This is a genomic window from Paenibacillus sp. 8b26 (genome assembly GCF_050626875.1).
In the GTDB taxonomy this organism is placed as follows: Bacteria; Bacillota; Bacilli; order Paenibacillales; family Paenibacillaceae; genus Paenibacillus.
This window is the reverse complement of the sequence record NZ_CP192445.1, coordinates 5794778-5820726: the sequence shown is the minus strand read 5'-3', so window position 1 is coordinate 5820726 and position 25949 is coordinate 5794778. Positions and strand designations below refer to the sequence as shown.

25 protein-coding genes are annotated in these 25949 nt (G+C 49.7%); 12 read left to right on the top strand and 13 right to left on the bottom strand.

Annotated features, from left to right (window positions below):
- Positions 1-69 precede the first annotated feature (69 nt).
- The 9 genes from ACQ4MX_RS27105 to hydF all read left to right on the top strand — a co-directional run bounded on the left by ACQ4MX_RS27105 (position 70) and on the right by hydF (position 9614).
- On the top strand, positions 70-456 hold the full coding sequence (locus ACQ4MX_RS27105; RefSeq protein WP_431088357.1) for a MerR family transcriptional regulator: 387 nt from the start codon (positions 70-72) through the stop codon (positions 454-456).
- A 151-nt stretch (positions 457-607) separates the two neighbouring features.
- Positions 608-988 carry a VOC family protein gene (locus ACQ4MX_RS27100; RefSeq protein WP_044647562.1) on the top strand — a complete coding sequence of 127 codons (381 nt, stop codon included), beginning with the start codon at positions 608-610 and terminating at the stop codon, positions 986-988.
- 198 nt (positions 989-1186) lie between these two features.
- Complete coding sequence (locus ACQ4MX_RS27095; RefSeq protein ID WP_431088355.1) at positions 1187-1669, top strand: DUF2294 domain-containing protein; 483 nt, start codon at positions 1187-1189, stop codon at positions 1667-1669.
- A 129-nt stretch (positions 1670-1798) separates the two neighbouring features.
- Positions 1799-3961: a formate dehydrogenase subunit alpha gene (gene fdhF, locus ACQ4MX_RS27090; protein WP_431088354.1), complete on the top strand. Its 2163-nt coding sequence runs from the start codon at positions 1799-1801 to the stop codon at positions 3959-3961.
- On the top strand, positions 3958-4608 hold the full coding sequence (locus tag ACQ4MX_RS27085) for a 4Fe-4S dicluster domain-containing protein (protein WP_431088353.1): 651 nt from the start codon (positions 3958-3960) through the stop codon (positions 4606-4608). Before fdhF ends, ACQ4MX_RS27085 begins: the two co-directional genes overlap by 4 nt.
- A 33-nt stretch (positions 4609-4641) precedes the next feature.
- The gene (locus tag ACQ4MX_RS27080) at positions 4642-6147 is read left to right on the top strand and encodes a [FeFe] hydrogenase, group A (protein ID WP_431088352.1); all 1506 of its coding nucleotides are present in this window, start codon (positions 4642-4644) and stop codon (positions 6145-6147) included.
- A gap of 186 nt (positions 6148-6333) precedes the next feature.
- Positions 6334-6924 carry a 4Fe-4S dicluster domain-containing protein gene (locus ACQ4MX_RS27075; RefSeq protein WP_431088351.1) on the top strand — a complete coding sequence of 197 codons (591 nt, stop codon included), beginning with the start codon at positions 6334-6336 and terminating at the stop codon, positions 6922-6924.
- Between the two features lies 1 nt (position 6925).
- A complete protein-coding gene (locus ACQ4MX_RS27070; RefSeq protein ID WP_431088350.1) occupies positions 6926-8374 on the top strand; it encodes an aspartate ammonia-lyase in 1449 nt (482 codons plus the stop codon).
- Positions 8361-9614 (top strand): [FeFe] hydrogenase H-cluster maturation GTPase HydF, encoded by a 1254-nt coding sequence (gene hydF, locus ACQ4MX_RS27065; protein WP_431088348.1) that lies wholly within the window; start codon positions 8361-8363, stop codon positions 9612-9614. Before ACQ4MX_RS27070 ends, hydF begins: the two co-directional genes overlap by 14 nt.
- A gap of 112 nt (positions 9615-9726) precedes the next feature.
- On the opposite strand, the gene hydG is transcribed toward hydF, so the two are convergent.
- The 11 genes from hydG to ACQ4MX_RS27010 form a co-directional block, all read right to left on the bottom strand.
- Positions 9727-11139, bottom strand: coding sequence for a [FeFe] hydrogenase H-cluster radical SAM maturase HydG (gene hydG / locus ACQ4MX_RS27060; RefSeq protein WP_431088347.1), 1413 nt, complete (start codon positions 11137-11139; stop codon positions 9727-9729).
- Between the two features lie 65 nt (positions 11140-11204).
- The gene (hydE, locus tag ACQ4MX_RS27055; protein ID WP_431091423.1) at positions 11205-12248 is read right to left on the bottom strand and encodes a [FeFe] hydrogenase H-cluster radical SAM maturase HydE; all 1044 of its coding nucleotides are present in this window, start codon (positions 12246-12248) and stop codon (positions 11205-11207) included.
- 244 nt (positions 12249-12492) lie between these two features.
- On the bottom strand, positions 12493-12648 hold the full coding sequence (locus ACQ4MX_RS27050) for a hypothetical protein (RefSeq protein WP_431088346.1): 156 nt from the start codon (positions 12646-12648) through the stop codon (positions 12493-12495).
- A 44-nt stretch (positions 12649-12692) separates the two neighbouring features.
- Positions 12693-13334: an alkaline phosphatase gene (locus ACQ4MX_RS27045; protein ID WP_431088344.1), complete on the bottom strand. Its 642-nt coding sequence runs from the start codon at positions 13332-13334 to the stop codon at positions 12693-12695.
- A complete protein-coding gene (locus ACQ4MX_RS27040) occupies positions 13335-14471 on the bottom strand; it encodes an amidohydrolase family protein (protein ID WP_431088343.1) in 1137 nt (378 codons plus the stop codon).
- The gene (locus tag ACQ4MX_RS27035) at positions 14461-15531 is read right to left on the bottom strand and encodes a pyridoxal-phosphate-dependent aminotransferase family protein (RefSeq protein ID WP_431088342.1); all 1071 of its coding nucleotides are present in this window, start codon (positions 15529-15531) and stop codon (positions 14461-14463) included. Before ACQ4MX_RS27035 ends, ACQ4MX_RS27040 begins: the two co-directional genes overlap by 11 nt.
- The gene (locus tag ACQ4MX_RS27030; RefSeq protein WP_431088341.1) at positions 15518-16300 is read right to left on the bottom strand and encodes an ABC transporter ATP-binding protein; all 783 of its coding nucleotides are present in this window, start codon (positions 16298-16300) and stop codon (positions 15518-15520) included. Before ACQ4MX_RS27030 ends, ACQ4MX_RS27035 begins: the two co-directional genes overlap by 14 nt.
- Positions 16297-17070, bottom strand: a complete 774-nt coding sequence (locus ACQ4MX_RS27025) for an ABC transporter ATP-binding protein (RefSeq protein ID WP_431088339.1) — start codon at positions 17068-17070, stop codon at positions 16297-16299. Before ACQ4MX_RS27025 ends, ACQ4MX_RS27030 begins: the two co-directional genes overlap by 4 nt.
- Positions 17055-17921 carry an ABC transporter permease gene (locus tag ACQ4MX_RS27020; protein ID WP_431088338.1) on the bottom strand — a complete coding sequence of 289 codons (867 nt, stop codon included), beginning with the start codon at positions 17919-17921 and terminating at the stop codon, positions 17055-17057. Before ACQ4MX_RS27020 ends, ACQ4MX_RS27025 begins: the two co-directional genes overlap by 16 nt.
- The gene (locus ACQ4MX_RS27015; RefSeq protein ID WP_431088336.1) at positions 17918-18916 is read right to left on the bottom strand and encodes an ABC transporter permease; all 999 of its coding nucleotides are present in this window, start codon (positions 18914-18916) and stop codon (positions 17918-17920) included. The genes ACQ4MX_RS27020 and ACQ4MX_RS27015 overlap by 4 nt, the downstream gene beginning before the upstream one ends.
- Before the next feature lie 4 nt (positions 18917-18920).
- Positions 18921-20525 (bottom strand): ABC transporter substrate-binding protein, encoded by a 1605-nt coding sequence (locus ACQ4MX_RS27010; RefSeq protein ID WP_431088335.1) that lies wholly within the window; start codon positions 20523-20525, stop codon positions 18921-18923.
- 324 nt (positions 20526-20849) lie between these two features.
- On the opposite strand from ACQ4MX_RS27010, the gene ACQ4MX_RS27005 reads away from it, so the two are divergent.
- Positions 20850-21767, top strand: coding sequence for a LysR family transcriptional regulator (locus ACQ4MX_RS27005; protein WP_431088333.1), 918 nt, complete (start codon positions 20850-20852; stop codon positions 21765-21767).
- A 340-nt stretch (positions 21768-22107) separates the two neighbouring features.
- On the opposite strand, the gene ACQ4MX_RS27000 is transcribed toward ACQ4MX_RS27005, so the two are convergent.
- Positions 22108-22248 (bottom strand): hypothetical protein, encoded by a 141-nt coding sequence (locus tag ACQ4MX_RS27000; protein ID WP_431088332.1) that lies wholly within the window; start codon positions 22246-22248, stop codon positions 22108-22110.
- Between the two features lie 79 nt (positions 22249-22327).
- A complete protein-coding gene (locus ACQ4MX_RS26995) occupies positions 22328-23146 on the bottom strand; it encodes a carbon-nitrogen family hydrolase (RefSeq protein ID WP_431088331.1) in 819 nt (272 codons plus the stop codon).
- Positions 23147-23322: 176 nt separating this feature from the next.
- Here ACQ4MX_RS26995 and ACQ4MX_RS26990 point away from each other — a divergent pair, with 176 nt between their 5' ends.
- Positions 23323-24504: a pyridoxal phosphate-dependent aminotransferase gene (locus tag ACQ4MX_RS26990; protein WP_431091422.1), complete on the top strand. Its 1182-nt coding sequence runs from the start codon at positions 23323-23325 to the stop codon at positions 24502-24504.
- Positions 24505-24846: 342 nt separating this feature from the next.
- Complete coding sequence (proB, locus tag ACQ4MX_RS26985; RefSeq protein ID WP_431088329.1) at positions 24847-25947, top strand: glutamate 5-kinase; 1101 nt, start codon at positions 24847-24849, stop codon at positions 25945-25947.
- The last annotated feature ends 2 nt before the right edge of the window (positions 25948-25949 follow it).

Below are 25949 nucleotides of genomic sequence, written 5' to 3'. Positions count from 1 at the left end.
GAAACGACAAGAACGCCCTATCCATTTACTTGGGGCGTCCTTGTGCGAAAATCGGGAGGTGAAATCTGCATGTTGATAGCAGAAGTAAGTAAAAAATTTGATCTATCACAGGATACACTCCGCTATTATGAACGCATCGGACTTATTCCACGTGTGAACCGCAATAAAAGCGGAATCAGGGATTATACGGAAGAAGACTGCAGGTGGGTTGAATACATCAAATGTATGCGAGCCGTAGGTCTTCCAATTGAAATTTTGATTGAGTATGTTGGGTTGTTTCAACAGGGTGATGAAACCATGGATGCTAGAAAAGAACTCCTAATCGAGCAACGTAAGCAGCTCATAACAAGAATGGAAGACATGAAGAACGTGTTGGAACGCATGGATTATAAAATTACAAGATATGAACAGACAATAGTTGAAAAAGAACAAACACTAAATAGTCCGCAAAATTAGTCTTTTGAATGACCATGTGAAAATCATTCCATAAGTCAGCTCTGTCTACAGTAGTAATATTGGCGTCTGGTTCAGTAAAGAAACTTGTACCTATAGTAAGGATTAGGATCATCGAGTTGGGTAATTACTTATACAAAGGAGTGAAAAATCAATGATTAGTAAAGTCGGTCAAATTATGTTGTATGTAAATAACCAAGATGAGTCACTGGATTTTTGGACAGGAAAAGTAGGATTTAATGTAATTTCTGAAGAAAATAATGGTCAAGGAATGAGATGGATTGAAATTGCTCCTGAAAAGGGTGCAGAAACAAGTATCATTCTCCATAATAAGGAATTCGTTGCTAAAATGTCACCTGAATTAAATCTCGGTACACCTTCTTTAATGTTTTTTTCGGAAAATCTCGATCAATTACATGGCGACTTATCCAATAAAAATGTCAAAGTCGGAGAAATTGTAAATATGCCTTCAGGCAGAGTATTTAACTTTGCAGATAATGAAGAAAATTACTTTGCTGTAATGGAAAAAAAGTAAATTACGATAAAAGAGTAAAAGCCCTCCGTTTAAGAGGGCTTTTTCATATATGCTGGCCGCAAACTAAAGTCATTCGATTGACCTCACTAACCGCCAATCAGGTCCACTCCAACCTCTTCTATGTAAAATTATGGCTCAGTGTAATGAATTTCACATCTTTCCGGGTCAACCTGTTTTACCATAGAAGGGTGATACGCCGTGCTAGGCAGACCATCTTGGGCGGGACGGGTGCGTTCTACTGCAAATCAGCTACACAGGCTGTCTGGCATGTGCGGCAAGCACGCTTTTATTTTGATTCGAAGCGGAGTTGTCCAGATGTTGAATACCGAATGGGAATACCGTGAGCGCATCAGGAAGCTGGCCGTCTGTATTGTCAAGCATTACCGGGGAAAAGGACCGGACAACGTCAAGGTCTCACTGGAGTCGCCGCTCCGGATTACGGTAGAAGTTTGGGGCACATTGTCCAATCTGTCTGAAATTCTGGTTCATGAAGGGGCTGGGGAAACGGTCAGAGAATATTGGAACGTCCTCCGTCCTTACTTGGAAAAGGAATTTATGAGCGAAGCGGAAAAAACACTTGGCAGTCCCTTCAACTATACTTGGGAAGTCTGCCCCTCCGCCCATGGAGACGGACACATTATCTTTACTCTTGAATTACAACACATACACCGGTTGGATTAGCGGGAAGGAGCTTGTCTCCTCGCCCGCGGATAAGCCAGTACAGGATGCAGCGTAAAGCGGCATTTTTGTATTGGCTTTTTTTCATGTTACGAGCTTCATCTAATTCATATAAAAAGAGGTGCTGCACACATGGCAGACAAGGTATTGACCGTATGTCCCTACTGCGGAAGCGGTTGCCAGCTTCATTTGCTGGTAGACAAGGGACAGGTAATTGGCGCAGAGCCGGCTGGTGGTCGTACAAATGAAGGAACACTGTGTCTGAAAGGACACTATGGATGGGATTTTCTGAATGACCCACAAATTCTGACTGCACGCTTGCACAAGCCCCTGATTCGCAAAAATGGGGTTATGGAGGAAGTAGAATGGGAAGAAGCCATCCAGTATACCGCTGAACGCCTTTTAGCAATCAAGGAAAAATACGGACCCGATTCCATTATGGGAACAGGCTCCGCACGCGGTCCGGGAAACGAGGCCAACTATGTCATGCAAAAGTTCATGCGGGCGGTCATTGGCACGAACAATATTGACCATTGCGCTCGTGTATGCCATGGCCCTTCTGTGGCTGGTTTGACATACTCACTCGGGGACGGGGCCATGTCCAACTCAATTCCAGAAATTGAACACTCTGATCTTATTTTCGTGTTTGGGTATAATGCACCCGAAACACATCCGATCGTCGCAAGACGCATTGTAGCTGCCAAGCAAAGAGGTGCCAAAATTATTGTATGCGATCCGCGCATGACTGAAACTGGACGCATTTCAGATATGTGGCTACCTCTAAAAGGCGGTTCGAACATGGCTTTGGTGAATGCTTTTGGTCATGTGCTTGTACATGAAGGACTGTACGACAAACGATATGTGGAAGCAAACACAGAAGGCTTTGCCGAATACGTAGAAAGCATTAAAAAATATACGCCCGAATATGCAGAAGGCATTACGGGGGTCAAGGCGGCTGACATTCGAGCAGCTATGAGGGAATATGCAAAGACCCCTACCGCTACAATTCTGTATGGAATGGGCGTATGTCAATTTTCACAGGCCGTTGACGTGGTAAAGGGACTCGCCTCTCTTGCACTGTTGACCGGAAATCTGGGCAAGCCGAATGTGGGGATTGGGCCTGTGCGGGGGCAAAACAATGTCCAGGGCTCCTGCGACATGGGCGCATTGCCGAATGTATATCCTGGTTATCAGGATGTAACGGATAGCACGGTTCGCAAAAAGTTTGAAAAAGCATACGGTGTTGAGCTGCCGCGTAAAAAAGGATATCCCCTTACGGAGGTGCCACACCTCATCCTGAAGGAGAACAAGCTGAAAGCTTATTATATTTTCGGCGAGGACCCTGTACAAAGTGATCCGAACGCCGCCGAGTTACGTGAAGCGCTAGACCAATTGGAATTCGTCGTGGTGCAGGATATTTTCATGAATAAAACGGCGCTGCACGCCGATGTCATCCTCCCTTCTACCTCCTGGGGCGAGCATGATGGTGTGTATTCCTCGGCAGACCGCGGCTTTCAGCGCATTCGCAAAGCGGTCGAGCCGCAAGGTGACGTAAAGCCGGACTGGGCCATTATTAGCGAGGTTGCTACAGCCATGGGCTACCCTATGTCCTATGCAAACACAGAGGAAATTTGGGATGAAATGCGAAGCCTCTGCCCGTTATTCGCTGGTGCCAGCTACCAAAAAATGGAGGAACAAGGCGGCGTACAGTGGCCCTGTCCTACAGAGGATCATCCAGGTACACCGTATTTGTACAAAGGCAATCAATTTTCCACGCCTAGTGGCAAAGGCCGATTATTCGCCTGCGAATGGCGTCCGCCACAAGAACAGCCGGATGCAAAATACCCGCTTGTCTTGTCCACAGTCCGTGAGGTAGGCCATTACTCCGTGCGTACCATGACTGGCAATTGCCGTGCGCTACGCCAACTGTCAGATGAGCCTGGCTTTATTCAGATTAGCCCGGAAGACGGAGCAGATCTGAACATTCTGGATGGCGAAATTGTTGCCATATCCTCCCGTCGGGGACGCATCATGGCACGGGCACAAATCAGTGACCGTGTGCAACAAGGTGCGACCTACATGACCTATCACTGGTGGGTTGGAGCATGTAACGAGCTGACCGCCGATTTTCTTGATCCGGTGTCCAAAACACCGGAATTAAAATACTGCGCCATTCGGCTGGAACGGATCGCCGACCAAGCGCAGGCCGAACGTGATGTTCATGAATCGTACCAACGGATTCGTAAACAGATGAACGTCCAGGAAGCCGTTTTAGCCGATAGGGTGACGAGATGAGCGGCACCCGGAACATGCTGCACAGTTCGGCAAATACCCGGTCAGCTTTGACGAGTAGAATGGGAGCAGCCAGTAGAACAAACGCTGTCGCTTCTTCCTTTGTGGTCGCAGATGCCGGACACTGCATCGGCTGCAAAGCGTGCGAGCTGGCCTGCTTCGCCGTCCACGGACAGAGTAACAACGTGGGCGCTTCTATTGGTACTGTCAACGTGCCGGTAGTGCCCAAGGTGTATGTGGTGCGTAGCGGAAGCACATATGTGCCTGTGCAATGCCGGCATTGTGAGAATGCGCCCTGCGCACATGCCTGTCCGGTTCAGGCCATTCGACAGGAGAACGGTGTGGTCATGATTGATGAGGAACTGTGCATCGGCTGCACCTCTTGTGTATTGGCCTGTCCCTTCGGGGCCATTGAGGTATCCACCGTCTACCGGGAAGGACGAGTCATGACGCAGCCCGGCTTGACCGACCGTGCCGCTCACAAGGCTCTCCCCCGGACCGCGGCAGGCAAATGCGACCTGTGCGCAGACACAAACGGAGGACAGCCTGCATGTGTAGAAGCCTGTCCAAACGATGTCCTACGGCTGGCTATAGTCGAGTCCGATCCGCTTCCCGAGCGTCGGCGGGAAGTCTTCTTCCCTCGCCTGTAAGGCCAAAATCAGCCGCAGAAAGGTAGAAATAAGATGTCCATAACAACTAACAATGCCTCTTGGGCTCCTTGTATGGAGACGACAGATTGCACCAACCCCATTATTCATATTGACCCCAGTATGTGTACCGGGTGTAGACGCTGTGCGGGGGTTTGTCCGGTAGATGCCATAGAAGGACAGCCCGGAGAGCCGCAAACCGTGAATGCAGACCGTTGCGTGATCTGTGGCCAGTGTGTACAAATATGCAGCGTATACGCATCCGATTGGGCAGATTCATCTCCACAGGAAGCCGCAAGCAGACGTCAGGTGCGTATGCGTGAGCGCGATATGCCTGCTGACATCGGAGAACCGCTATTCGCTGCCTATTATAGCGGTAGCCTGAATAAGGTAACCGATATGATGACGAAACCGGGACAGTTTCGGATCGTCCAATGTGCTCCAGCCATTCGCGTTTCAATCGCGGAGGAATTTGGTATGCCATTTGGAACGCTCACGCCAGGTAAAATGGCCGCAGCACTGCGCCGTCTGGGCTTTGACCGGGTATATGACACCAACTTTGGAGCTGATGTCACCATTATGGAGGAAGGCACCGAACTGATTCGTCGTGTAACCGAAGGTGGGCCGCTACCGATGTTTACCTCCTGCTGTCCGGCATGGGTTCGGTTTGCCGAGATTGAATATCCCGATCTGTTGGACCATCTATCCAGTTGCAAATCACCTATGCAAATGCTAGGCTCGCTGGTCAAAACCTATGGTGCACAACTGGACGAGGTGGAACCTGCGAACATTTATAGCGTTGCGATCATGCCTTGTACCTGCAAGCAATTCGAATGTGATCGTCCTGAAATGGAATCCGACGGGTACCGTGACGTGGATGAGGTACTGACAACGCGTGAATTGGCATACTGGATCAAGAAAAGCGGCATTGATTTTATGAATCTGCCAGATGAAGAATTCGATTCACCGCTAGGACGTTATTCAGGAGCAGGGTCCATTTTTGGTGTAACCGGAGGCGTTATGGAAGCCGCCATCCGTACAGGTTATGAGCTGTTGACGAATGAAAAGCTACCGAAACTCCAACTGGATTTTGTTCGCGGTGAGGAAGGCATTCGAGTCGCGGAGGTTCAGGTGGGTGAGCTACAACTTAAGGTAGCGGTCGTCGCGGGGCTACAACATGCCTATGGACTGCTGGATCGTGTGCAGGCAGGCGAATGTGATTATCATTTTATTGAGGTAATGGGCTGTCCTGCCGGATGTATTAGCGGAGGCGGTCAACCCAAGCTCATGCTGGAAAAACACCGGATTGAAGCTTACCGTGCACGCAAATCCTCTATTTATGGACATGATGCGGGGCTTCAGGTGCGAAAATCGCATGAAAATCCTCACATTATTAAGCTGTACGATGAATTTTTAGGTGAGCCGCTTGGTCATGTATCGCATCATCTGCTGCACACGACCTTCCAAAAGCGCGGACCAGGCAAGCAAAGCCGTAGCTGTGATGCTCCCGCTAAAGAGAATACAGGTAACTCCATTCATTAGCACGTTAAGTTAAAAGGGTGAACCGTGGCGGCATCCTGCCTCTCCATGCTTAATAAGAGGCTACTGGGTCTTATCCGTGTTCATCCTGTGCTCATCATGTTCTGAACCAACAAAAACTGCATTTTAAAACTTTTTTGATACGGTATCCATTGTATTTTGTCGTTAGTTAGAAAGGAGTCGAGTTGTATGAACCGTTTTGTTTTAGCTGATCCCGATCAGTGTATCGGTTGTCGTACCTGTGAAATCGCATGTGTCATCGCACATTCAGCAGGTAACCCTTTTATCTCGCCAGATGACGAATTTCATTTTCACCCACGTCTGAAGGTTATTAAATCCATTGGAGTCACTGCCCCTGTTCAATGCCGTCACTGTGAGGATGCCCCTTGTGCCAACGCTTGCCCGAACGGCTCCATTACAAACGCGGACGGCTGTATTCTCATTAACAGCGAGAGCTGTATCGGTTGTAAAACCTGTATGATCGCCTGCCCTTACGGCGCCATTACCATGGTACCCGAATATCGGGACGGGCGAGCTGTAGTTCAGGACGGACTGTACACCAATGTGTCAGGGCGTTTGCAGCCCAAGGAACGCATGATTGCCAGCAAATGTGATCTGTGTGTAGGCGTAGAGGGGGGTCCCGCCTGCATTGGAAAATGCCCAACACGTGCCCTCAAGCTGGTTGAGCCAGATCTGGTTCACGCCCGTGTTGAGGAAAAGCGAGCTGCGAGCGCACGCCAGTTACTGCATATGACGCGCATTCCGGCAACGGGTCTCTGACATGACTGAAGCCCTTCCTCTGCAAAAGGATACGCGGACCGAGCGGGATGCGCTAGGGGAAATGGAGATTCCCGCCAATGCCTATTACGGCATTCATACCGCACGTGCGATGAACAACTTTGCGGTCAGCGGCAGACCTGTGAACCGGAAGCTGATTCACGCTCTCGTGCTGGTAAAAAAGGCAGCCGCTCAGGTGAACTGTGAGCAGAAACGGCTCCCTCCCCACCGGGCGGCTGCAATGATAGACGCCTGCGATGAATTGCTCGCCGGACGGCATCTGGATATGTTTGCAGTCGATGCCCTGCAGGGCGGTGCAGGCACCAGCACCAACATGAACGTCAATGAGGTCATTGCTAATTTGGCGATTATGCGGCTTGATGGAAAACCCGGACAGTACGAGCTGGTACATCCGTTGGATGATGTGAACTGCTGCCAGTCCACGAACGATGTTTATCCCACAGCATTACGAATTGCAGCCATTCGACTGCTTCGCCCCTTATGCGATGCGATGGCTTCGTTACAGGAGTCTTTACAGCACAAAGAATCGGAATATGCCGATCTGCTCAAGCTAGGTCGCACACAGCTAATGGGTGCCCTGCCCATGATGGCGGGGCAAGGCTTTGGCGCTTATGCAAAGGCTGTGGCACGTGACCGCTGGCGTCTTTACAAAGCCGAGGAACGGCTTCGGGAAATCCCTATTGGAGGTACGGCGATTGGCACAGGCATGAATGCGCCTCGCGCTTACAGCTATCGGATGGTTGAAAAGCTTGCGGACGAGACTGGCTTTGGGCTATCCCGAAGTGACCACCCGATGGACCCGATTCAGAATATGGATGTCTTTGTGGAGGTATCCGGTCTGCTCAAAGCCGCCGCTGTGAACCTGTTCAAAATATCAGGCGATTTTCGCCTGCTGGCCTCCGGTCCTCTCGGCGGTATTGGCGAGTTCACTCTGCCTCCAGTTCAGGCCGGATCATCCATTATGCCCGGCAAGGTTAACCCGGTGATGGCTGAACTGGCCGGACTAACGGCGTTGCGCGTGATAGCCGAAGATGCAGCGATTACGATGGCGGCTGCTTCCGGGCAGCTAGAGCTGAACGCGTTCCTGCCGCTGATTGCCGAATCGCTGCTGGAATCGCTACATATTCTGGACGGCGCGGTGCGGCTGTTCGAGGAACGATGTGTGCGCGGTCTGGTCGTAAGCGAGGAACGCTGTTCAGCTAATCTGCGTATCTCCGCTGTGATGGCTTCTGCGCTGGTCGCGGAGCTTGGCTATGATGAAGCTGCCTCCATTGCTTCAACAGCCATTGCCCAGGGCCGCACACCGGAGGATATTGCCGAAGAACGCGGTCTGCTGACCCGCTCGCGCATTGAGCAATTGTGCCATCCCTATACAGTAACCAAGCCCGGAATTCCGGGGCAGGAAGAAGGAATTCACGTTGGGAATGAATGATACCCCCCGTAGCAACCGACCGCACATCACCCTGCTCGGTCGCCGCAACGCTGGCAAATCCAGCATTTTGAACACCCTGACCGGCCAGCCCGCCGCCGTGGTATCTCCCGTAGGAGGAACGACCACGGACCCGGTTTTCAAGCCGATGGAGCTGCTCCCTGCTGGCCCCATTGTTCTGGTGGATACCGCCGGACTGGACGATGAGGGTGAGATCGGAGCGCTGCGCCGCAACAAAACGCTAGAAATATTAAATAGCACGGATCTGGCGCTGCTAATCATAGATGCTACTGTTGGGGTTAGCGCATTTGAACATGGGCTACTCGAAAAGCTGCATGCCAAGAAGATTCCCGTCATTGGTGTATTAAACAAGACGGACATCTTGGCAGAGGCAGAGAAAATGACCGCAACCCTAAAGGCTGAACTGGATTTACCCCTCATTCCTTTCAGTGCCTCTAAGCTATGGGGAGACGCGGAACTGAAAAAGGCCATCATTGATGCCTTTCCGCAAAACGAGGATCGTTTCCGTATCGTTGGTGACCTGCTGTCACCCGGCGATTTTGTCGTACTGGTCGTTCCAATCGACAAAGCTGCGCCCAAAGGCCGACTGATTCTGCCACAGCAGCAGACGATCCGCGATACGTTAGAGAGCGATGCTATCGCCATAGTGACCAAAGAACATGAGCTGCGACTGACGTTGGAGCGACTGGGGCGCAAGCCCCGCTTGGTCATTACCGATTCACAGGCTTTTATGAAGGTAGCAGCAGACACTCCCAAGGATGTGCCCCTGACTTCCTTTTCCATCCTGTTCGCCCGTCATAAAGGTGACCTTGACGAACTCGTACGAGGTGCAAGAGCTATTGATCGTCTCAAGGATGGCGACCGCGTACTCATTGCAGAAGCCTGCACGCACCAATGTCAGTCTGACGATATCGGTCGTGTGAAAATACCCCGTTGGCTCCGTCAAACGATAGGCAAACGTCTCATCATCGAGCACGCATCCGGTTCCAGCTTTCCTGCCGATCTGAGCGAATATGCGCTGGTTATTCACTGCGGGGCCTGCATGCTCAATCGACGTACCATGCTGCACCGGATGGCAGAAACGGAAGCCGCCGGGGTACCCATTGTGAACTATGGTATTTTCATCGCCTATGTTCAGGGAGTCTTCCCCCGTGCCATCGAATGCTTCCCATCCGCTATGCTGGCATGGGAGCAAGCCGTTGGTGCTGGCAGCCATTCCTGAATGAGACGAATCATTGAAGCAACAAATTCCGCCCCATACACACAAAAGCAGCCGCGCTGATTCTCACGCGGCTGCTTTTTATTTGCCCAATTCCAAAGAGAAGATCGATATTCTAAAAATACAAATCCCGCTCGCCCGCTTCCAAGCGTTCCAGCTTATCAAGTGTCAAACGGCGTGTCGACTCATGCGGGATACGCTCCAAATTATCACGCAGGGCTTCAGCTCCCAGCTCACGTGCCTCTTCATCTCCATAATCCAACAGAAATTCCTGAAAAGTCAGCAGCGAATTCGGCTGGCATACATTGTGAATCTGCCCTGATTTAGCAAGCTCCATGAACCGATCTCCGGTTCTTCCTTCGCGATAGCAGGCTGTGCAATAGCTTGGCATATATCCTCCACGACACAGACTTTTGATGATTTCCATCGGTGAACGATGATCCCCGACCTCGAACTGAGGTTTATCTTCCGTATCCTGTTTTGCATATGCCCCTACACCTGTAGCTGAACCTGCACTAATTTGTGACACACCCAGACCAATAACACGGTCTCTGTATTCCGGTTCTTCACGTGTAGACAAAATCATACCTGCATAAGGAACAGCCAGCCGGAGAACGGACACAATTTTCATAAAATCCTCGTCGTCGACCAAATACGGATAGCGATTCAGATCCACATTTTCAGCCGGACGTAACCGTGGAACCGAAACCGTGTGAGGACCACAGCCAAACACTTCCTCCAGATGCTCAGCATGCTTAAGCATAGCTATCGTCTCATAACGGAAATCGTATAAACCATACAACACACCAATACCCACATCGTCTATCCCTGCTCGCATAGCGCGGTCCATGGCAGTCGTGTGCCAATCATAATTCCGTTTTGGCCCTTGAAGATGATATTTGCGGTAGCTTTCGCGATGATACGTTTCCTGGAACAAAATATACGTACCAATTCCTACCTCTGCCAGCTTCCGATAGTCTTCTTCGGTTGTGGAAGCAATATTGACGTTGATTCGGCGTATGCTGCCATTGTCCACTTTAACCTCATAGATCTGACGCAGACAATCGACGATATAATCAATCGGACAATTGAGCGGATCTTCCCCCGCTTCCAGTACGAGGCGCTTATGCCCCAACTCCTGAAGCACTCTGACCTCCTCGACCAGTTCCTCCGGCGTCAAACGGCTGCGGGTAAAGCTGTCATTGGTATGCTTATAGCCGCAGTATTCGCAGTTATTGACACAATGATTACTTACATATAGAGGGGCAAACAACACAATCCGATTGCCGTAAATCTGCTCTTTCACCGCCCGTGAGGATCTAAACATTTCCTCCAGCAGTTCAGGATCATCCACATGCAAAAGAGCCGCCGCTTCAGTTGCACTCAACCCCCGGCAAGCTCTTCCCTTCTCCAAAATGTCTAAAATACGGTTGCGATCTGTTGCTTCCTGCTTTCCCTGCTCCACCGCTGCCATAATCTCTGCCTCATTAATGAAATCCGCCGACACTTTCTCCCGTACTTCACTCACGTAGATCCATCTCCCTTATTATGGTGAGGATTTCGCAAAATCCTTATGGTTAACTACTGTTTCTTCTATTGACTCATGAGCTGTCGTTGTACCCTCAGACTATCGCCACGTCCCATATCGACTTCAAACCCCGCTCCACGAATGCGCAGCTCCAGACAATGTCTGCATTGGGCAGATTCATCGCCCAAACATATTTTATTTTCATAAATGGCATACTTCGGCCTCACCGCGAGTGGCGACAAATTGGGCATAACTACATTCGCCCCTGCCTGAAGCGCCTTCTCCCGACCTTGGGGATGAATCGTTCCCATCGCCGTGGATGCTGGAATTAGCGCATCTGGGACGACCAACCGGGACAACGAAACGATATCCAGTGCCTTTTCCATGCTTCCCTGACCGGCATCCCGGAGCGGCGTGTTGCTATGCGGTAAAAACGGACCAATCCCGATCATATCCGGCGATAGACTGTGCAAATAGACCAAATCGTCTGCCAAATCACTGTTCGTTTGTCCGGGCAATCCCACCATACATCCAGCCCCGATCTGAAATCCGATTCGCTGCAACGCGAGGAGTCGACTGCGCCTGCTTTCTATCGTCATCGTCGGATGCAGCTTGGCGTACAAATGCGGTGAAGCTGTCTCATGCCTTAGCAAAAAGCGGTCCGCCCCCGCCTCGTATAGTAGCTCATAGGTTTCATCATTCCGTTCACCAATAGACAATGTAACCGCCACATCGGTAAAACGGCTTTTGATCTCCCGAATCAGCTTCGCCAGCCGTGCTGCCGTGAACCAGTAATCTTCGCCGCTTTGCAGTACAAAGGTCCGATATCCCAGCTCATACCCCTCCGCGCAACAGGCCAAAATTTCTTCCGGTCGCAAACGATAGCGATCCGCCTGTTTATTCGAGGCACGTAGCCCGCAATACATGCAGTCCTGACGACATATGCTGGAGAATTCAATTAATCCACGTAAAAAAACACCTTTGCCGTAACGCTCCATTTTGATGCGAGCTGCCAATTTTCGTAACTGTGCCCGCACCGTCGGCTCTTCCTCCAGACGTGCCAGCAGCTCCGCCATTTCCGTATGCGTCCATTCCTTGCCGTCAGCCAGACGCAGTAATAATTCGTCCGTGACTCATCCCTTCTTCCCTTGTCCCTCTGGACTCCACGTCGTCAGCAGCTTGTACCGTACATGTATTATTCTAGCAACATCGGTGGGAATAGAACGTGACTTGCTTCACAAAAAATCCCATTTTCTGAATGTAAACTCCAGCATCTGCCGCAAAAAATACATATTTACCGCAACAAAAAAGCTGTCTCCTCCTCTATGGAAGAAACAGCTCTAATCATGTTTATTATTGAATCAAATCAACCGCCTGCTGTGGTACAAAGTAATCAACGCCGTTATATACGACAACACCGTTCAGTGCTGTATTTTTACCATTCAACGTGGCGATATTTTTGTATACCGGAAGCTCCAGCTTGTTGCTGCCCTTCGTCACTGTAATCACCTTCGTGTCCGCAGTGAACTTGGCACCTTTTGCTTCAAAAGCAGTTATGCATCACGATCCAGGTTATACGCGAGGGCTTCTGGAGAGAAGTTACCCCACAACTTGCTGGAAGTGGAGTTTTTCAATCCTTCAGGTGTCGTGACATAATCATAGCCCTGGTCTTTTATCTGAGCGACCAAATCTTGGCCGTCCTTACGTTCGGCTGCCTCCAAAAACTTGCCGCCTCCACCTAACACCACGTCAACCCCGTTATAGGCTTGCTGCATGCTGAGTGCATCATAATTTTTGCGATCAGGGTAGTGGGCGGTAAAATCGGCCGGAGTGGCATGCATAATCTCCGAGGTAGCAATAATCCCGGTCGATTTCCCTGCCAGCTTGGAAGCCTCTAGAATGGAAGCTACGGGCTTTTTGACGTCACCCGCTGCAATGGGTTGCTGCCCAGGCATGGTCGCTTCATCAGGAAGGACACCTACATAGCCCGTGTGCGATTTGTGTCCTGTGGCAAAAGCGGTTCCCGCCGGAGCGGAATCTGCAATCGGAGCATCCGCAGAATGCGTACGCACCATGCCACTTGCCATGCTGTCTAACGTTAAGGAAGAACCTTTATACCATCTAGCCAGTGCAGTAGCATCATTAGTCATACCGTCCGGAATAAGAATAGATGCTCTCTGGAGTATTGGTCTCACTCAAATTGCCCCTGTAATTACCGATACGATACTTTCACGCAGTGCTTTGGCGTTTTGTGACTTATATGGATCAGCATTAAAAAGGATTGTATCTGCAGTGTAGTTCTCTTTTATACGTCCCAATTTGTCCCCATATCCCAAAATTTCAGCGGCGAACTCCGTGGCAGCCTGCCAGGCCTCTTTTCGAGTTAATCCACAGTCTATGAGTGTGTCTAATTCCTCGAGGTTGCATCCATGTAACGAAGGTGTGGCAAAATCTGTACCGAACGCAATTCGTACGCCTGCTCTTTTGGCATAGCTAACGGCTTTAGGGTGGGCTTCGGCGGCGCGGGCGGCGCGATCACAAATTTCCCTGTCGAGTGAAAGAACTCCAGACGGGTCCGCAGCAATACGATAAATGGAAGCAGTAGGCACAAAGGCTGTCCTTGATTGCGCAAGCCGGTTGGCCTGAGCCTCGGTCAAATACATTCCATGCTCTATAGATTCCACACCAGCGGCAATAGACCAGTCTACAGTAGGTCCGCCCCAGGTATGAACCATGACTTTCAGGTTGCGTGCATGGGCGCTGCGCACAATAAAAGAGAATTCTTCCTCAGAAAAAATCGGGTTCAGCACTGTATCTGGCGACGCCCCTAGCCCCCCCGTTGCAAGAATCTTAATCCAGCTTGCCCCGGAATTCTTAATTTCTGTTACCCGCCGTTCCAAATGCTTAAGACCTCGTGCATCTCCGACTCCAAGCATATCACCACAGGTGTAAACTCTTAAAGGCCGGCTGTAATGCTGACTGATATGCTGAACAGTGCTTGGCAAAAGCCCGCCTGCATCACGCACTGAAGTCACTCCAGCCCGTAGAGTGGCCTCAAAGGCTTGCGCCTGCAACACTTCGATCTCCAGTTCATCGCGCTTCTCTTGGTCAGAATGATCAAAATCCGTCCATGCCAAATGAGTATGAAGGTCAATTACTCCGGGGCTGATCCATAAATCGCCATCTGGACTATTTTGTTGCGCGTACGGAGATACGGACTCTGCAATGGACGAAAAACGACCATTGCTGATCGTAATATCGAATTGTTTCCCATCAATCCCGGCCACAAATATATTATGATATGTTAGCTGTTTTTGAATGTTATTTCCCATCTTTATTCCCCCAGATTGACCTTTGGGCCGCCAGCGCATGATCAGGATCTTGATGCATAAGCTCTGCAAGCGTCAGGATGGCTTCTTCAACGCTTTGCTGATTTGCATTCGCTCCAAAATGGTTAATGCGTAAGAGTTTATTATGCAATTCTCCGTCTCCGGGAGCGACAATACCTATGGGCTGTTCGATATTGAAATGGCCGCCTTGAGGAATCCGAACCGTTGTAGTCAACGTTGAGTAGCTGTCTTTGTTCCGCTGCCACGGTTCAAGGCCCAAGGCTGTAATGCCAGCAATTGCAGCGGACGTAGTTAAACGATGACGGCGGTTGACCGCTTCCAGACCTTCTTCTTCAATAAGCTTTAAGGCCTCTATAAGCGCCCGGGCTTCCAAAACAGGGATGTTGGGAGGAACCCGTAAGGGAGTCGCACTATCATGAGAACGCTTTAGGTCAAGCAAAGACAGAATGGAATTGCGCGGCGCATTTTCGTTGGAGGCCAGAAACTCCCAGCCACGGGGAGAAATCCCCACAGCGCTGATCCCGTTAGGCCCGGATAGTGCTTTTTGCGCGCCCACAGCTACAAAATCAATTCCCCACTCGTCCATAAGTACCGGTTCGCCCCCGATTGCCGACACTGAATCTATCACGGTTATGAGGTTTGACCGACGCGCAAGCTCCAATATTTCCCTTGTTGGATTGGAGCCTCCTGTGACTACTTCTGCCTGCACGAAAGAAAGCGCGCATGGGTTATATCGTTCAATCGCTGCGGCGACTTCATCTACGGTTACCACTTCATCAAAAGATGTTTTGAGTTCGATGACTTCTGCTCCGCCACGCGCAAGCCAGTTACCAAAAATCGTTCCATAGGGACCTGTCACAATGTTTAGAATTGTACGGTTGGGCGCAGCTATGCCTGCTGCTATGGCTTCAATTCCCAGGATCGCCTCGCCCGGTATGATTACCGGGGATTCTTGGGTGGACAGGAGTTTGGAGAGCAAGTTAGTTAGCGTATCAAACTCCGATATTGTAAGAGGCACAAATCCTTTATTATTTTGACTCATAAATACCTCCTGCAGAATTGGATATTGGCATCTTGGGTACAGCGGACAAAAGCTCACGGCTATAGGGCGTTTCAGGATGAGAAAAGAATTTCTCCTTAGGGCTGATCTCAACCAGCTTTCCCTGCCGCATTACAGCAACAATATCGCTTATCGCATTGATAACACCCAGGTCATGAGAGATAAAAAGCATCGTAAGATTAAGCTCCGATTTGAGTGTGCTCAACAGTTCCAGCATACTCCGTTGTACCGAAACATCCAGTGCGCTCGTTGGTTCATCTGCGATAAGTATGCTTGGCTCAACGCTTAGTGCGCGGGCAATCGCTATCCGCTGACGTTGACCACCGGAAAATTCGTGAGGGAATCTGCCAAGGGCTCTTTCATCGATGTGAACACGTGTAAGAAGTTCCCTACATCTCTTGTCCACTTGAGCGCGGTCAACAATCTTGTGAAAAAGCAAGGCTTCGGCAAGGATTTGCCTGATCGTATGCTTTGGATTAAGCGAGGAATCCGGGTTTTGAAAAACCATTTGTATTCTTTTATGCTGCTCCCGGCTCCGTCGCTTGCCCAGTACCTGAGAACCCAGCATGATCCGGCCCTCATCCGGGGCGATCAGCCCGGCTATTACCCGCGCAAGGGTAGACTTTCCTGAACCCGATTCTCCCACAAGACCAAGCGTGCTACGCTCCTGCAGCTCCAGGCTTACTTGATCAAGCGCGGTAAACTTACCATAAGCAACCGTTATATTTTCTATCCGCAAGGCTGTTTTCATAAATCAACGCTCCTTTCAAGATCCGGGAGAGGAAGCACTGAGTTTATCAGCATCTGCGTATACGGATTTTGCGGGTTTTGTAAAAGAGGCAAGGTGTCTCCCTGCTCTACGATTCTTCCCTCTTTCATAACGCAAAGCTTTGAGCACATCGAGGAAGCTACGGCAAGATTGTGCGTAACAAATACCATGGCAAAACCCAGCTCCTTTTGAAGACTTGAAATAACGTCAAGTATTTGCCGTTGTACCGTTACGTCAAGCGCTGTTGTTGGCTCATCACAAAGAAGGATGCCCGGCTTGCACGCCAAAGCCATCGCAATAACAATACGTTGACACTGACCGCCTGAAAGCTGGCGGGGATAACGGTCAGTATGCTTTAAGGAATCGGGAAGACCAAGCATTTCAAGCAATTCTAAAGCTATTGTACGCGCGACCTTCCGGCTCACCTTCTGCCTGTAGTACACAACCTCGGCAAGCTGCCGGACAACCGGGCAAAGAGGGTCAAGCGCCCCTATCGGGTCTTGAAAAATCATTGCACATCTGCCATTGCTCCTGATATTCCCGCCAACTTGTTCAATACCGGAGGGAAGCAACCCTATGATGGAGCGCAGGGTGAGTGATTTTCCCGATCCGGATTCCCCCACAAGGCCTATGCTTTCGCCCGCTTCAACTGTAATACTCACATCGGTGACCAATTGATGATTCGACCGCGTCCTGAGCGACAAATTTTCCACTTCTAAAATTGGATTCATAGCATTCATTTTCTTCTCCATATATCTGCCAGCCCATCGCCCACAAGGGATAAGGCTATCCCCGTATATACCACCGCAAAGCCCGGGATGGCTGAAAGCCACCACTTTGTAGAGATAAAGGGCTGCCCATCAGAAATCATCGTTCCCCAATCCGGAGTTGGCGGCGCAATGCCGATACCGAGATAGCCTAGCGTAACAATGGCCACAAGCAGAACAGCCATATCCGTCATAAGCACTACCACTGCTTGCGGTAGCACATTCGGCAGAAGATGGCGCATTATGATTTTAATATTCGGGATTCCCAGTGTCTTGGCAGCGGCTATCCATTCCTGTTTACGAAACGAAGCGCTGAGGCCCTTGACCACACGCGCATATACAATCCAGCCAACCAGCATAAATGTGATGTATATCCCCTGTTCACCCGTACCGCTTGCAAACGCCACGATAATGACAATCAAATAAAAAGGGAACGCAATAAACGTATCGGTCAAAAGCGTGATAATCGTGTCTACCCATTTACCGTAATACCCGGCAAGCATCCCCAGAAACACCCCCATACAAAAAGGGATGATCTCTGCCAGCACCATGATCTTCAAATCAGTCCGTGCGGCATAGATTAGTCGTGTAAACAAATCACGCCCCAGTTGATCGGTTCCCAGCCAGTGTGCAGATGAAGGGGATTGTAAAGTTGCCGAAATATTTTGATCAGAAGGCTGGTAGGGACTAATAATCGGTGCAAACACTGCAATGCCTATGAGTAACGCAAACATAATACTGCCCCATAGAAGAGATGGAGTATTTAGTATTTTTCCCCATGTGCTGTTGCTCCTGCCGACCTTCTGAATCTGAAGATCTAATTGCGTGCGTTTCATTGTTCTCCTTTCGTCCTGGGATCAAGATACCCAGAAGCAACCTCAATCACGAAGCCGATGATGACCACAGATATCGCACAATAAAGAGCAATCCCCTGTATCACAGGAAAATCCCGGTTTGAAATGGCTGAAAATAACAGGCTTCCGATACCCTTGAGGCCAAAAACCTGTTCAATTACCAACGTGCCGCCCATCAGGTAGGCAATATTTACGCCAAGAAGCATAAGCGCGGGAAGAGCGGAATTACGCAGGACATGCTTTACCAGTATGACCCGGGCGGGGATTCCTGCAGCCTTCAAGGTTACAACAAAATCAGATTCCAGTACTTCCAGCATCTGCGCTCTTAAAGAACGAACGAGCGAGGGAATTTGCGACAATCCGACAGTGATCGCAGGTAGCGCGAGACTGTATAAGATTCCAAGCCAACCCTCGCCGACTCCCCCGACGGGAAACCAGCGAAGCCGAACGCTAAATACCAGAATCAGTAGCAGTCCAACCCAAAAAATCGGCATACCGAGCGTTACAGCAGGCAAGATGCGTATCATATGATCAAGCAGTCCGTCTTTATGTGTTGCCGCAAGGGTGGCCAGCACCAGCGAAACAATAATGGCAAAAAGACAGGTCATTACAATGAGCAGCAGCGTCACGGGAGCCCGCTCTGCAATCAACTCTCTTGAAGAAGTCTCAAAAACAATCGAAACTCCGGTATCACCGTGTGTAAAGATATTGTGCACAAAGCCTATAAACTGCTCCCAAAGAGAAAGATCCAGCCCCAGCCTGTGACGCATACTCTCAATAGCCTCAGCTGTGGCGTATTCCCCCAGAATCATTTTGGCGGGGTCTCCCGGCACCAGCCTTATGATGAAAAAGACTGCCACCACCACACAGATGACTACTGATGCCGCTCTTATCATAGCGCGCACAAGCCATTTGTGTGGGGAAGTTAGATTTGCAGACAATCCGGCAGACTTTTTAAATATATTGTGGGCCGTCAAGGGTCTAATTACCCTTCACACGTACATCTTCAAAACGAACGCTGTTATTGGGAAGCACGACCAGGCCATCAATGGAAGAACGAACACCTTTCAGAATATCCGGATAATAAAGCGGGATGTAAGGCACTTCATCTGCAAGGATTTGTTGAAGCTTGGCGTAAATTCCCGCACGTTCTTCCCCATCAGGTGTTTTTTGCCCCTCGTGCAGGAGCTTGGTAACTTCATTGTTCGTGTAATGAGTCCAATACGACTTGCTAAAGCCTTCCGGGTCTGTCTGGAAAGCGAGGATCGAGTTGGCTTCTGGAGAATCCGCTTGTCCGCTGTTGATCATTGCCGAAAAATCATAGGCAAAGAAACGCTCGCGGAATGAGGCCAACTCAACAGATTCGATCTGGATGTCTATGCCGATCGTTTTGGCAGCCGCCTGAATAATCTGTGCCTCCTGAGTTCTTGAGTTGTTTCCAGAGGCAATGAGCAATTTTGTAGAAAACCCATTAGGGAACTTTGATTTTGCAAGCTCTGCTTTGGCAGCGTTCGTATCAAAGCTGAGCGCTTTAATCGTATCGTTCGTGTTGTAGGGAATGGCTGGCGGCAAAAGCGAATTGGCTGGCTTTGCGAAACCAAAGGTAACCGCATTGGTCAATCCATTACGGTCAAGTGCCAACGCCAGCGCACGGCGAACGTGCACATCAGAAAAATGTTTGTCCAAGGTATTGAAGAACAATTGCTCTGTCACCCAGCTTCCATTGGTCGCCACCTTGGTATCCGTACCTTGTTTTAATTCATTTACATTTTCAAGAGCTACAGACTCAATAGCATCAATCGCTCCAGCCTTCAACTGGTTAATCGCTTGGCTGTCATCTTCAATGAGCTTGTAGACAAGTTCATTGATATAGGGCTTGCCTTTCTGCCAATAGTATTTATTTTTGCTGAAAGTAAGATCACCTGCAGAATCCCATTTCTTAACGGCGAAGGGACCGGTACCGACCGGATTCTTGAAGAATTCTTTTTCCGAGACACCCCCGAAATCCTTTGGAAGGATACCATTGGAAAAGTTTGAGAGTTCAGAAATAAACGGCGTATACGGCGCTTTAAGCTTAATTACGAGTGTTTTTTCATCTTTAGCCGAAAGCGAAGCCACCTGTGCCGCTATTGCAAGAGGACCTCCTACATTCAAATGGCGCTGAATTGAAAAAACCGCATCCTTGGCAGTAACTCCAGTTCCGTTTGAAAATTTCAAGCCATCGCGTAAAACAAAAGTATAGGTTAGACCATCTGCGCTTATACTGTGCGACTCTGCAAGCCAATCCACAATCTTTCCATCACTGTTAAAGGCGACCAGCGGCTCAAATACTTTGTCGATAGCAAAAGCATTATTGGATGTAATCTGATTGTGCAGATCAAACGAGGTTACGGAAGCCGGGCGACCATATGTAAAGGTTCCCCCTTCTGCGGGTTGATCAGCGGTTGTGCTTGGGTTAGGAGTTGCGTTTGTATTTTGACCTGCATCATTTTTGGAGCCGGAGCATCCTGCCACGAGAACCAATAAAAGAAATACTAAAGATCCAACCAATAACGGCTTCCTAAAAGATACAATAAGTTTAGACATCCCATTTTCCCCTTTTCCCCAATAAAACATATTGTTTTAATATGAATAGTATTATGGATGAACCCATTTGCCATGTCAAACAGAATTAAATACCATAATTTAAAAATTCATAGATAAAAGTAAGCATAGGGATTTTCCAGCTTGCATCCTCCCCATCGCTCGTCAGAAAAGACTCTATTTGTGAAAAAACGATTCATCTATATAAAAATTGTGACACATGGAGTTCATTGGGATTGGGATTTTGATTGAAATATTGTATAATCACTCTATGATGTAATAGGTAAATATTATAAGATAACGATGATAAAAGGAGCCCGAAACTCGATGGAATTCAGACAGCTTCAATACACCCTGCAAATTGCAGCGGAAAAAAACTTCTCACGCGCAGCGGAAAAGCTGCACATTGCCCAGCCTTCCCTGAGCCAGCAATTGTCCAAACTGGAAAAAGAGCTTGGGGTGCTGTTATTTCAACGCAATACAAGCGCGGTGGAATTAACGCATGCAGGAGCAAGCTTTGTGGAAAAAGCAAAAAAGATCGTCGACGCCGTCGAGCAACTCCGACAGGAAATGGACGATATTTCTCAGTTGCGCAAAGGGAAGGTCGTCGTCGGCAGTATGCCTATCACGGGTTCCCATTTGCTTCCACATGTGTTGCCTGTATTTAAAAAAGCTCATCCGGACATTGAAATTGTTTTGGTTGAGGATTCATCCATGAATCTGGAGAAAAAAACAGCCAGCGGCGATACCGATCTCAGCCTGCTTTCTCTCCCGTTAGTAGAGCCGACACTCTCCTATGTGCCTATCGGTGAAGAATGGATTGATCTCGCTGTTCCCCCGGGTCACCCGCTGGTTCTGCGCAAAAACGGTGACCAACCACAGCCAGTGCATCTGGAAGAACTGAAAGACGAACCGTTTGTCGTCCTGAAAAAAGGGCAAGGCTTCCGAAAGCTGACGATGGACTTGTGCCATCAAGCGGGCTTTGAGCCGAATGTGGTGTTTGAAAGCACCAATATGGAAACCCTCCAATCGCTCGTAGCGACAGGGATGGGGGTGACACTCGTGCCTCGTTTTATCGCCCGGGCTGCCAGCAGCGAGTTTGTTCCAGCATTGCTGCCACTGGCTGAACCGACACCAAGCCGCACGCTGGCTATTGCGTATCGGAATGGGCGTTATTTATCCAAAGCCGCCGAGGCTTTTATTGAAACTTTCCGCGAAACGGTCAAACAGCTTTCCCAAAAGTAGTTCTCACGTAAAAAGACCGTCTTCCTCCCCAGCCAAAGCCAGAGAAGAAGACGGTCCCGGGGCTACACCCCTATACATTACACATTTAATGTTCAGTTCCATTAGGTTCGATTACAATGTTGCTATGCTGCTCCACCTGGTTTCAACGAACCTTATTTCATGTTCCCTTGAATTCCATGTCAGCCTCGCCTGATTACCTTACACTTGCTCGGAAACTCCACTTTATCCATCCCGCATCACTTCTTTCCTTAAGGTCTCATGCCCTGGTTTCCCAAGAATGTCCTACCTCAGTTCCAATGTGCTGTGTGATCCCAAAGTGCCTGTCCTCGCCTTGTCGTGATCAGGGTCGCCGTGAGTCTGGTGGACTTTTATCCTGATCATAGCCCATTTCGTGATTATTGCCGACAACCTGTCTATTTAAGCCTCTCGGCCGTGACAGGCCATCCCTATTCGCCAGTTCGGATCTACTTTGGTTATCCATCGTTATCAACCTCCTGGTGTCGGGATACTATTATAATACACCTATGGGCTGTATCTGAAACAGGAACGGTAATATTTTTTTAACGGTCATACAGAGATGTACGACGATCCTCGAACACCGGTATGCGCCCACGCACGTCCTGCACCAAGGCTGACTCAATTGTTCCTGTGATGATGTCTTCCTGCTCTCCGCCCTCGGCAATGATTTCTCCCCACGGATCAATAATGAGAGAATGCCCGAAGAAATCCGTATCTCCACTGCGTCCTACCCGGTTACAGGCGATGACGTACATTTGATTTTCAATGGCCCGTGCAGTCAGCAACGTGCGCCAGTGATGAAGACGGGGATGTGGCCATTCCGCAGGTACGATAAGCAGATTTGCGCCAGATAGGGCCAGACTGCGTGCTAGTTCGGGAAAACGGATGTCGTAGCAGATTGATGCACCCGCCTGAATCCCTCCATCCAGCGTGAATAAAACCTTTTCCTCGCCAGGCTGCAAATATTTTTCTTCATCCATAAGCCGGAACAAATGAATCTTGGAATACGAAGCAACCTCAGCACCGGATCGGTCAAAAACGATCATCGTATTGTACACATGTCCGTCGCTTTTCTTCTCCGCGATAGATCCGGCTACCACGTTCACCTGATGAGTAGAAGCGAATGCCGATATCCATTCGCGGGTTTCCGCTCCTTCCTGATCCGCCAACTCATGAATGCGGTCCAGCGCATACCCCGTATTCCACATTTCCGGCAGTACAATCAGGTCCGGCTTTAATTCGGCTGTCACCGCTTGTTCCATTAACGTACGAATATGACTGCGGTTTTCCGGGGGGTTCCCCAGCTCAATATGAGCTTGTATAAGTGCAATACTGAACGGCTGAGCTTCATGATATGTCAAAATCGTTCATCCTCCTTGTGAACCGGAGCTTCCGGTGATTGCTTGTCCGGCATTTTCTCCCATCATAGCCCGTTCAGGCTCTACCACGCAACCGCATAAGACCAATCCCCTCTATACAACTTGGTTAAATCGTGATAAATTAATCCTCAAACTATTCCAAAAGGTCGTGTGAAATGATGAGTAATTTTTCCATTCCCTCCGCTGATGTGATGAAGCAGTTACCCACTCAATTTTTTGCCACACTCGTACAAAATGTAAATTGTGAAATTGCGGCAGGGCATGATGTCATTAATCTCGGGCAAGGGAACCCGGATACCCCTACCCCACCTCATATTGTAAAAGCTCTGCAAGAATCAGCGGATAACCCGCTGTATCATAAATATTCACCTTTTCGCGGTTACGGCTTTCTCAAGGAAGCCGTGGCCCAGCGCTATCAGGAGGATTACGGTGTGACACTTGACCCGGAAACTGAGGTCGCCATCCTGTTTGGCGGAAAAACAGGCTTGGTGCAGCTACCGCAAATTTTACTTAATCCTGGCGATGTGTGTCTCGTGCCTGATCCCGGCTATCCGGATTACTGGTCTGGCGTAGCCCTGGCTAAAGCGGAAATGTCCTTTCTCCCATTAAAGGAAGAGAACCGTTTTCTGCCCGATTATGAGGCTATTTCCGAGGAAGACCGCCGCCGAGCCAAGCTGATGTTCCTCAACTATCCGAATAATCCGACCTCGGCCACCGCGCCTCTTTCCTTCTATGAGGAAACGGTTGAATTTGCGAAGCGTAATGGCATTGTGGTGGCCAGTGATTTTGCCTATGGCGCTATAGGTTTTGACGGCGAACGTCCGGTAAGCTTCCTTCAGGCCGAGGGGGCCAAGGACGTAGGGATTGAGTTTTATACCCTGTCCAAAACGTACAATATGGCGGGCTGGCGCGTCGGTTTCGCGCTCGGCAATGCCGAAATTATCTCGATGATTAATCTGCTACAGGATCATATTTATGTAAGCCTGTTTGGCGGCATTCAGGCAGCGGCAGCAACCGCTCTGACATCCTCGCAGGACTGCGTGGGCGAGCTGGTTGCACGCTATGAATCGCGCCGCAACGCTTTTTATGATGCACTTGGGCAAATAGGCTGGAAGGCGACGCGTCCGAGCGGTTCCTTTTTTAGCTGGTTGCCCGTGCCGCAGGGTTATACCTCAGCTTCCTTTGCCGATCTGCTGCTGCGGGAAGCCAAGGTGGCTGTTGCTCCAGGGATCGGCTTCGGTAACGGCGGCGAAGGATATGTGCGGGCGGGGTTGCTAAGCTCGGAAGCTCGACTGACCGAGGCGGTTGAACGAATTGGCAAGCTGAGCCTGTTTGGTTAAGCCGTATTTTCCAGCTACAACTTCTTTGCCAAACCCGGCCTTTTCATGGTATTCTGTTACCAATATCATTTAGCGTGTTGAAGGGACTATTAAGAGAGACCCGTCCTGTTCAGAGAGTAAATTCCGATAGGCTGCAAGAATTTACCTGGACCCTCTCCCAACTCCTATCCCCGAGCGTCCTGCGCAGTCAGGCGGTTCCTGCCGTTAACAGGTTTCAAGTGGGATGATCATGAATCATCAATGAAGGTGGTACCGCGGAAGCACAAACTTTCGTCCTTTGCATACAAAGGATGAAAGTTTTTTTGTATATTAAAAAGAGTACAAATTAAGGAAGTGGACGTCTTGTCAACACGAATCGTCATTAAAATCGGAAGCAGCTCCTTAACCGGAGTCGAGGGGGGCTTGAATCGGGAAGCCATTGCTTATTTTGCCCGCGAAATCGCCGGACTTCGTTCGAAGGGCCATGAAGTGCTGCTGGTTACATCAGGGGCAGTCGCCGCCGGGTTTCGGGAGATCGGGTACCCGTTTCGCCCCAAACTGCTGCATGAGAAACAAGCGGCGGCAGCCGTAGGTCAGGCGTTGCTTATGCAAGCCTATCAGCAGGCTTTTAGAGATTATGATCTGGTGAGCGCACAAATCCTGCTGACACGCAGTGACTTTTTGAGCCGAAAACGGATGAACAATGCTGGAATGACTGTGGAAGAACTGCTGCGCCAGCAAGTCATTCCGGTCTTTAACGAAAATGATACTGTATCGATTGACGAATTGAAATTCGGTGATAACGATATGCTGTCTGCGCTGGTCGCCAATCTGGTCAAGGCACAGCATTTGATCATTATCACAGATACCGATGGCGTATATACGGCAGATCCGCGCAAGCATCCGAACGCCGTACGTTTTGAACGCATCGACGAGATTACCGAGGAAATTTATGCATTGGCTGGAGGTTCCGGGTCAGCCGTAGGGACTGGCGGTATGCGATCCAAGATCGAAGCTGCCAAAGTCGCCACACGCGGCGGTGTACCTGTGTTTGTGGGACGCGTCAACGCAGACGGCGATCTGGATGCCGCCGTGGAGGGACACGGGCCGGGGACTTATTTTGACACCCACCTCTCTTCCCTCCCGATGAAAAAACAATGGCTTGGCTTCATGTCGACGCCGCTCGGTACGGTGCATGTAGACCAGGGAGCCGAGGAAGCACTGGTGAATGGCGGTCATAGCTTGCTTCCCGTTGGCGTACGGCGCGTGGAAGGCAGCTTTCATGCCGGAGATGTCGTTGAGGTGCTGGGGCCGGAAAATAAGGTATTGGGGCGCGGCATCGTCAATTATGACGATGGGCAGCTTCGAATCGTACAAGGATTACCAAGCGGCGAGGTTGTGGGCAAGATCGGCCCCATTCACCGGCTTGAGGTGATTCACAGGGATGAATGGATTACATTATAAAT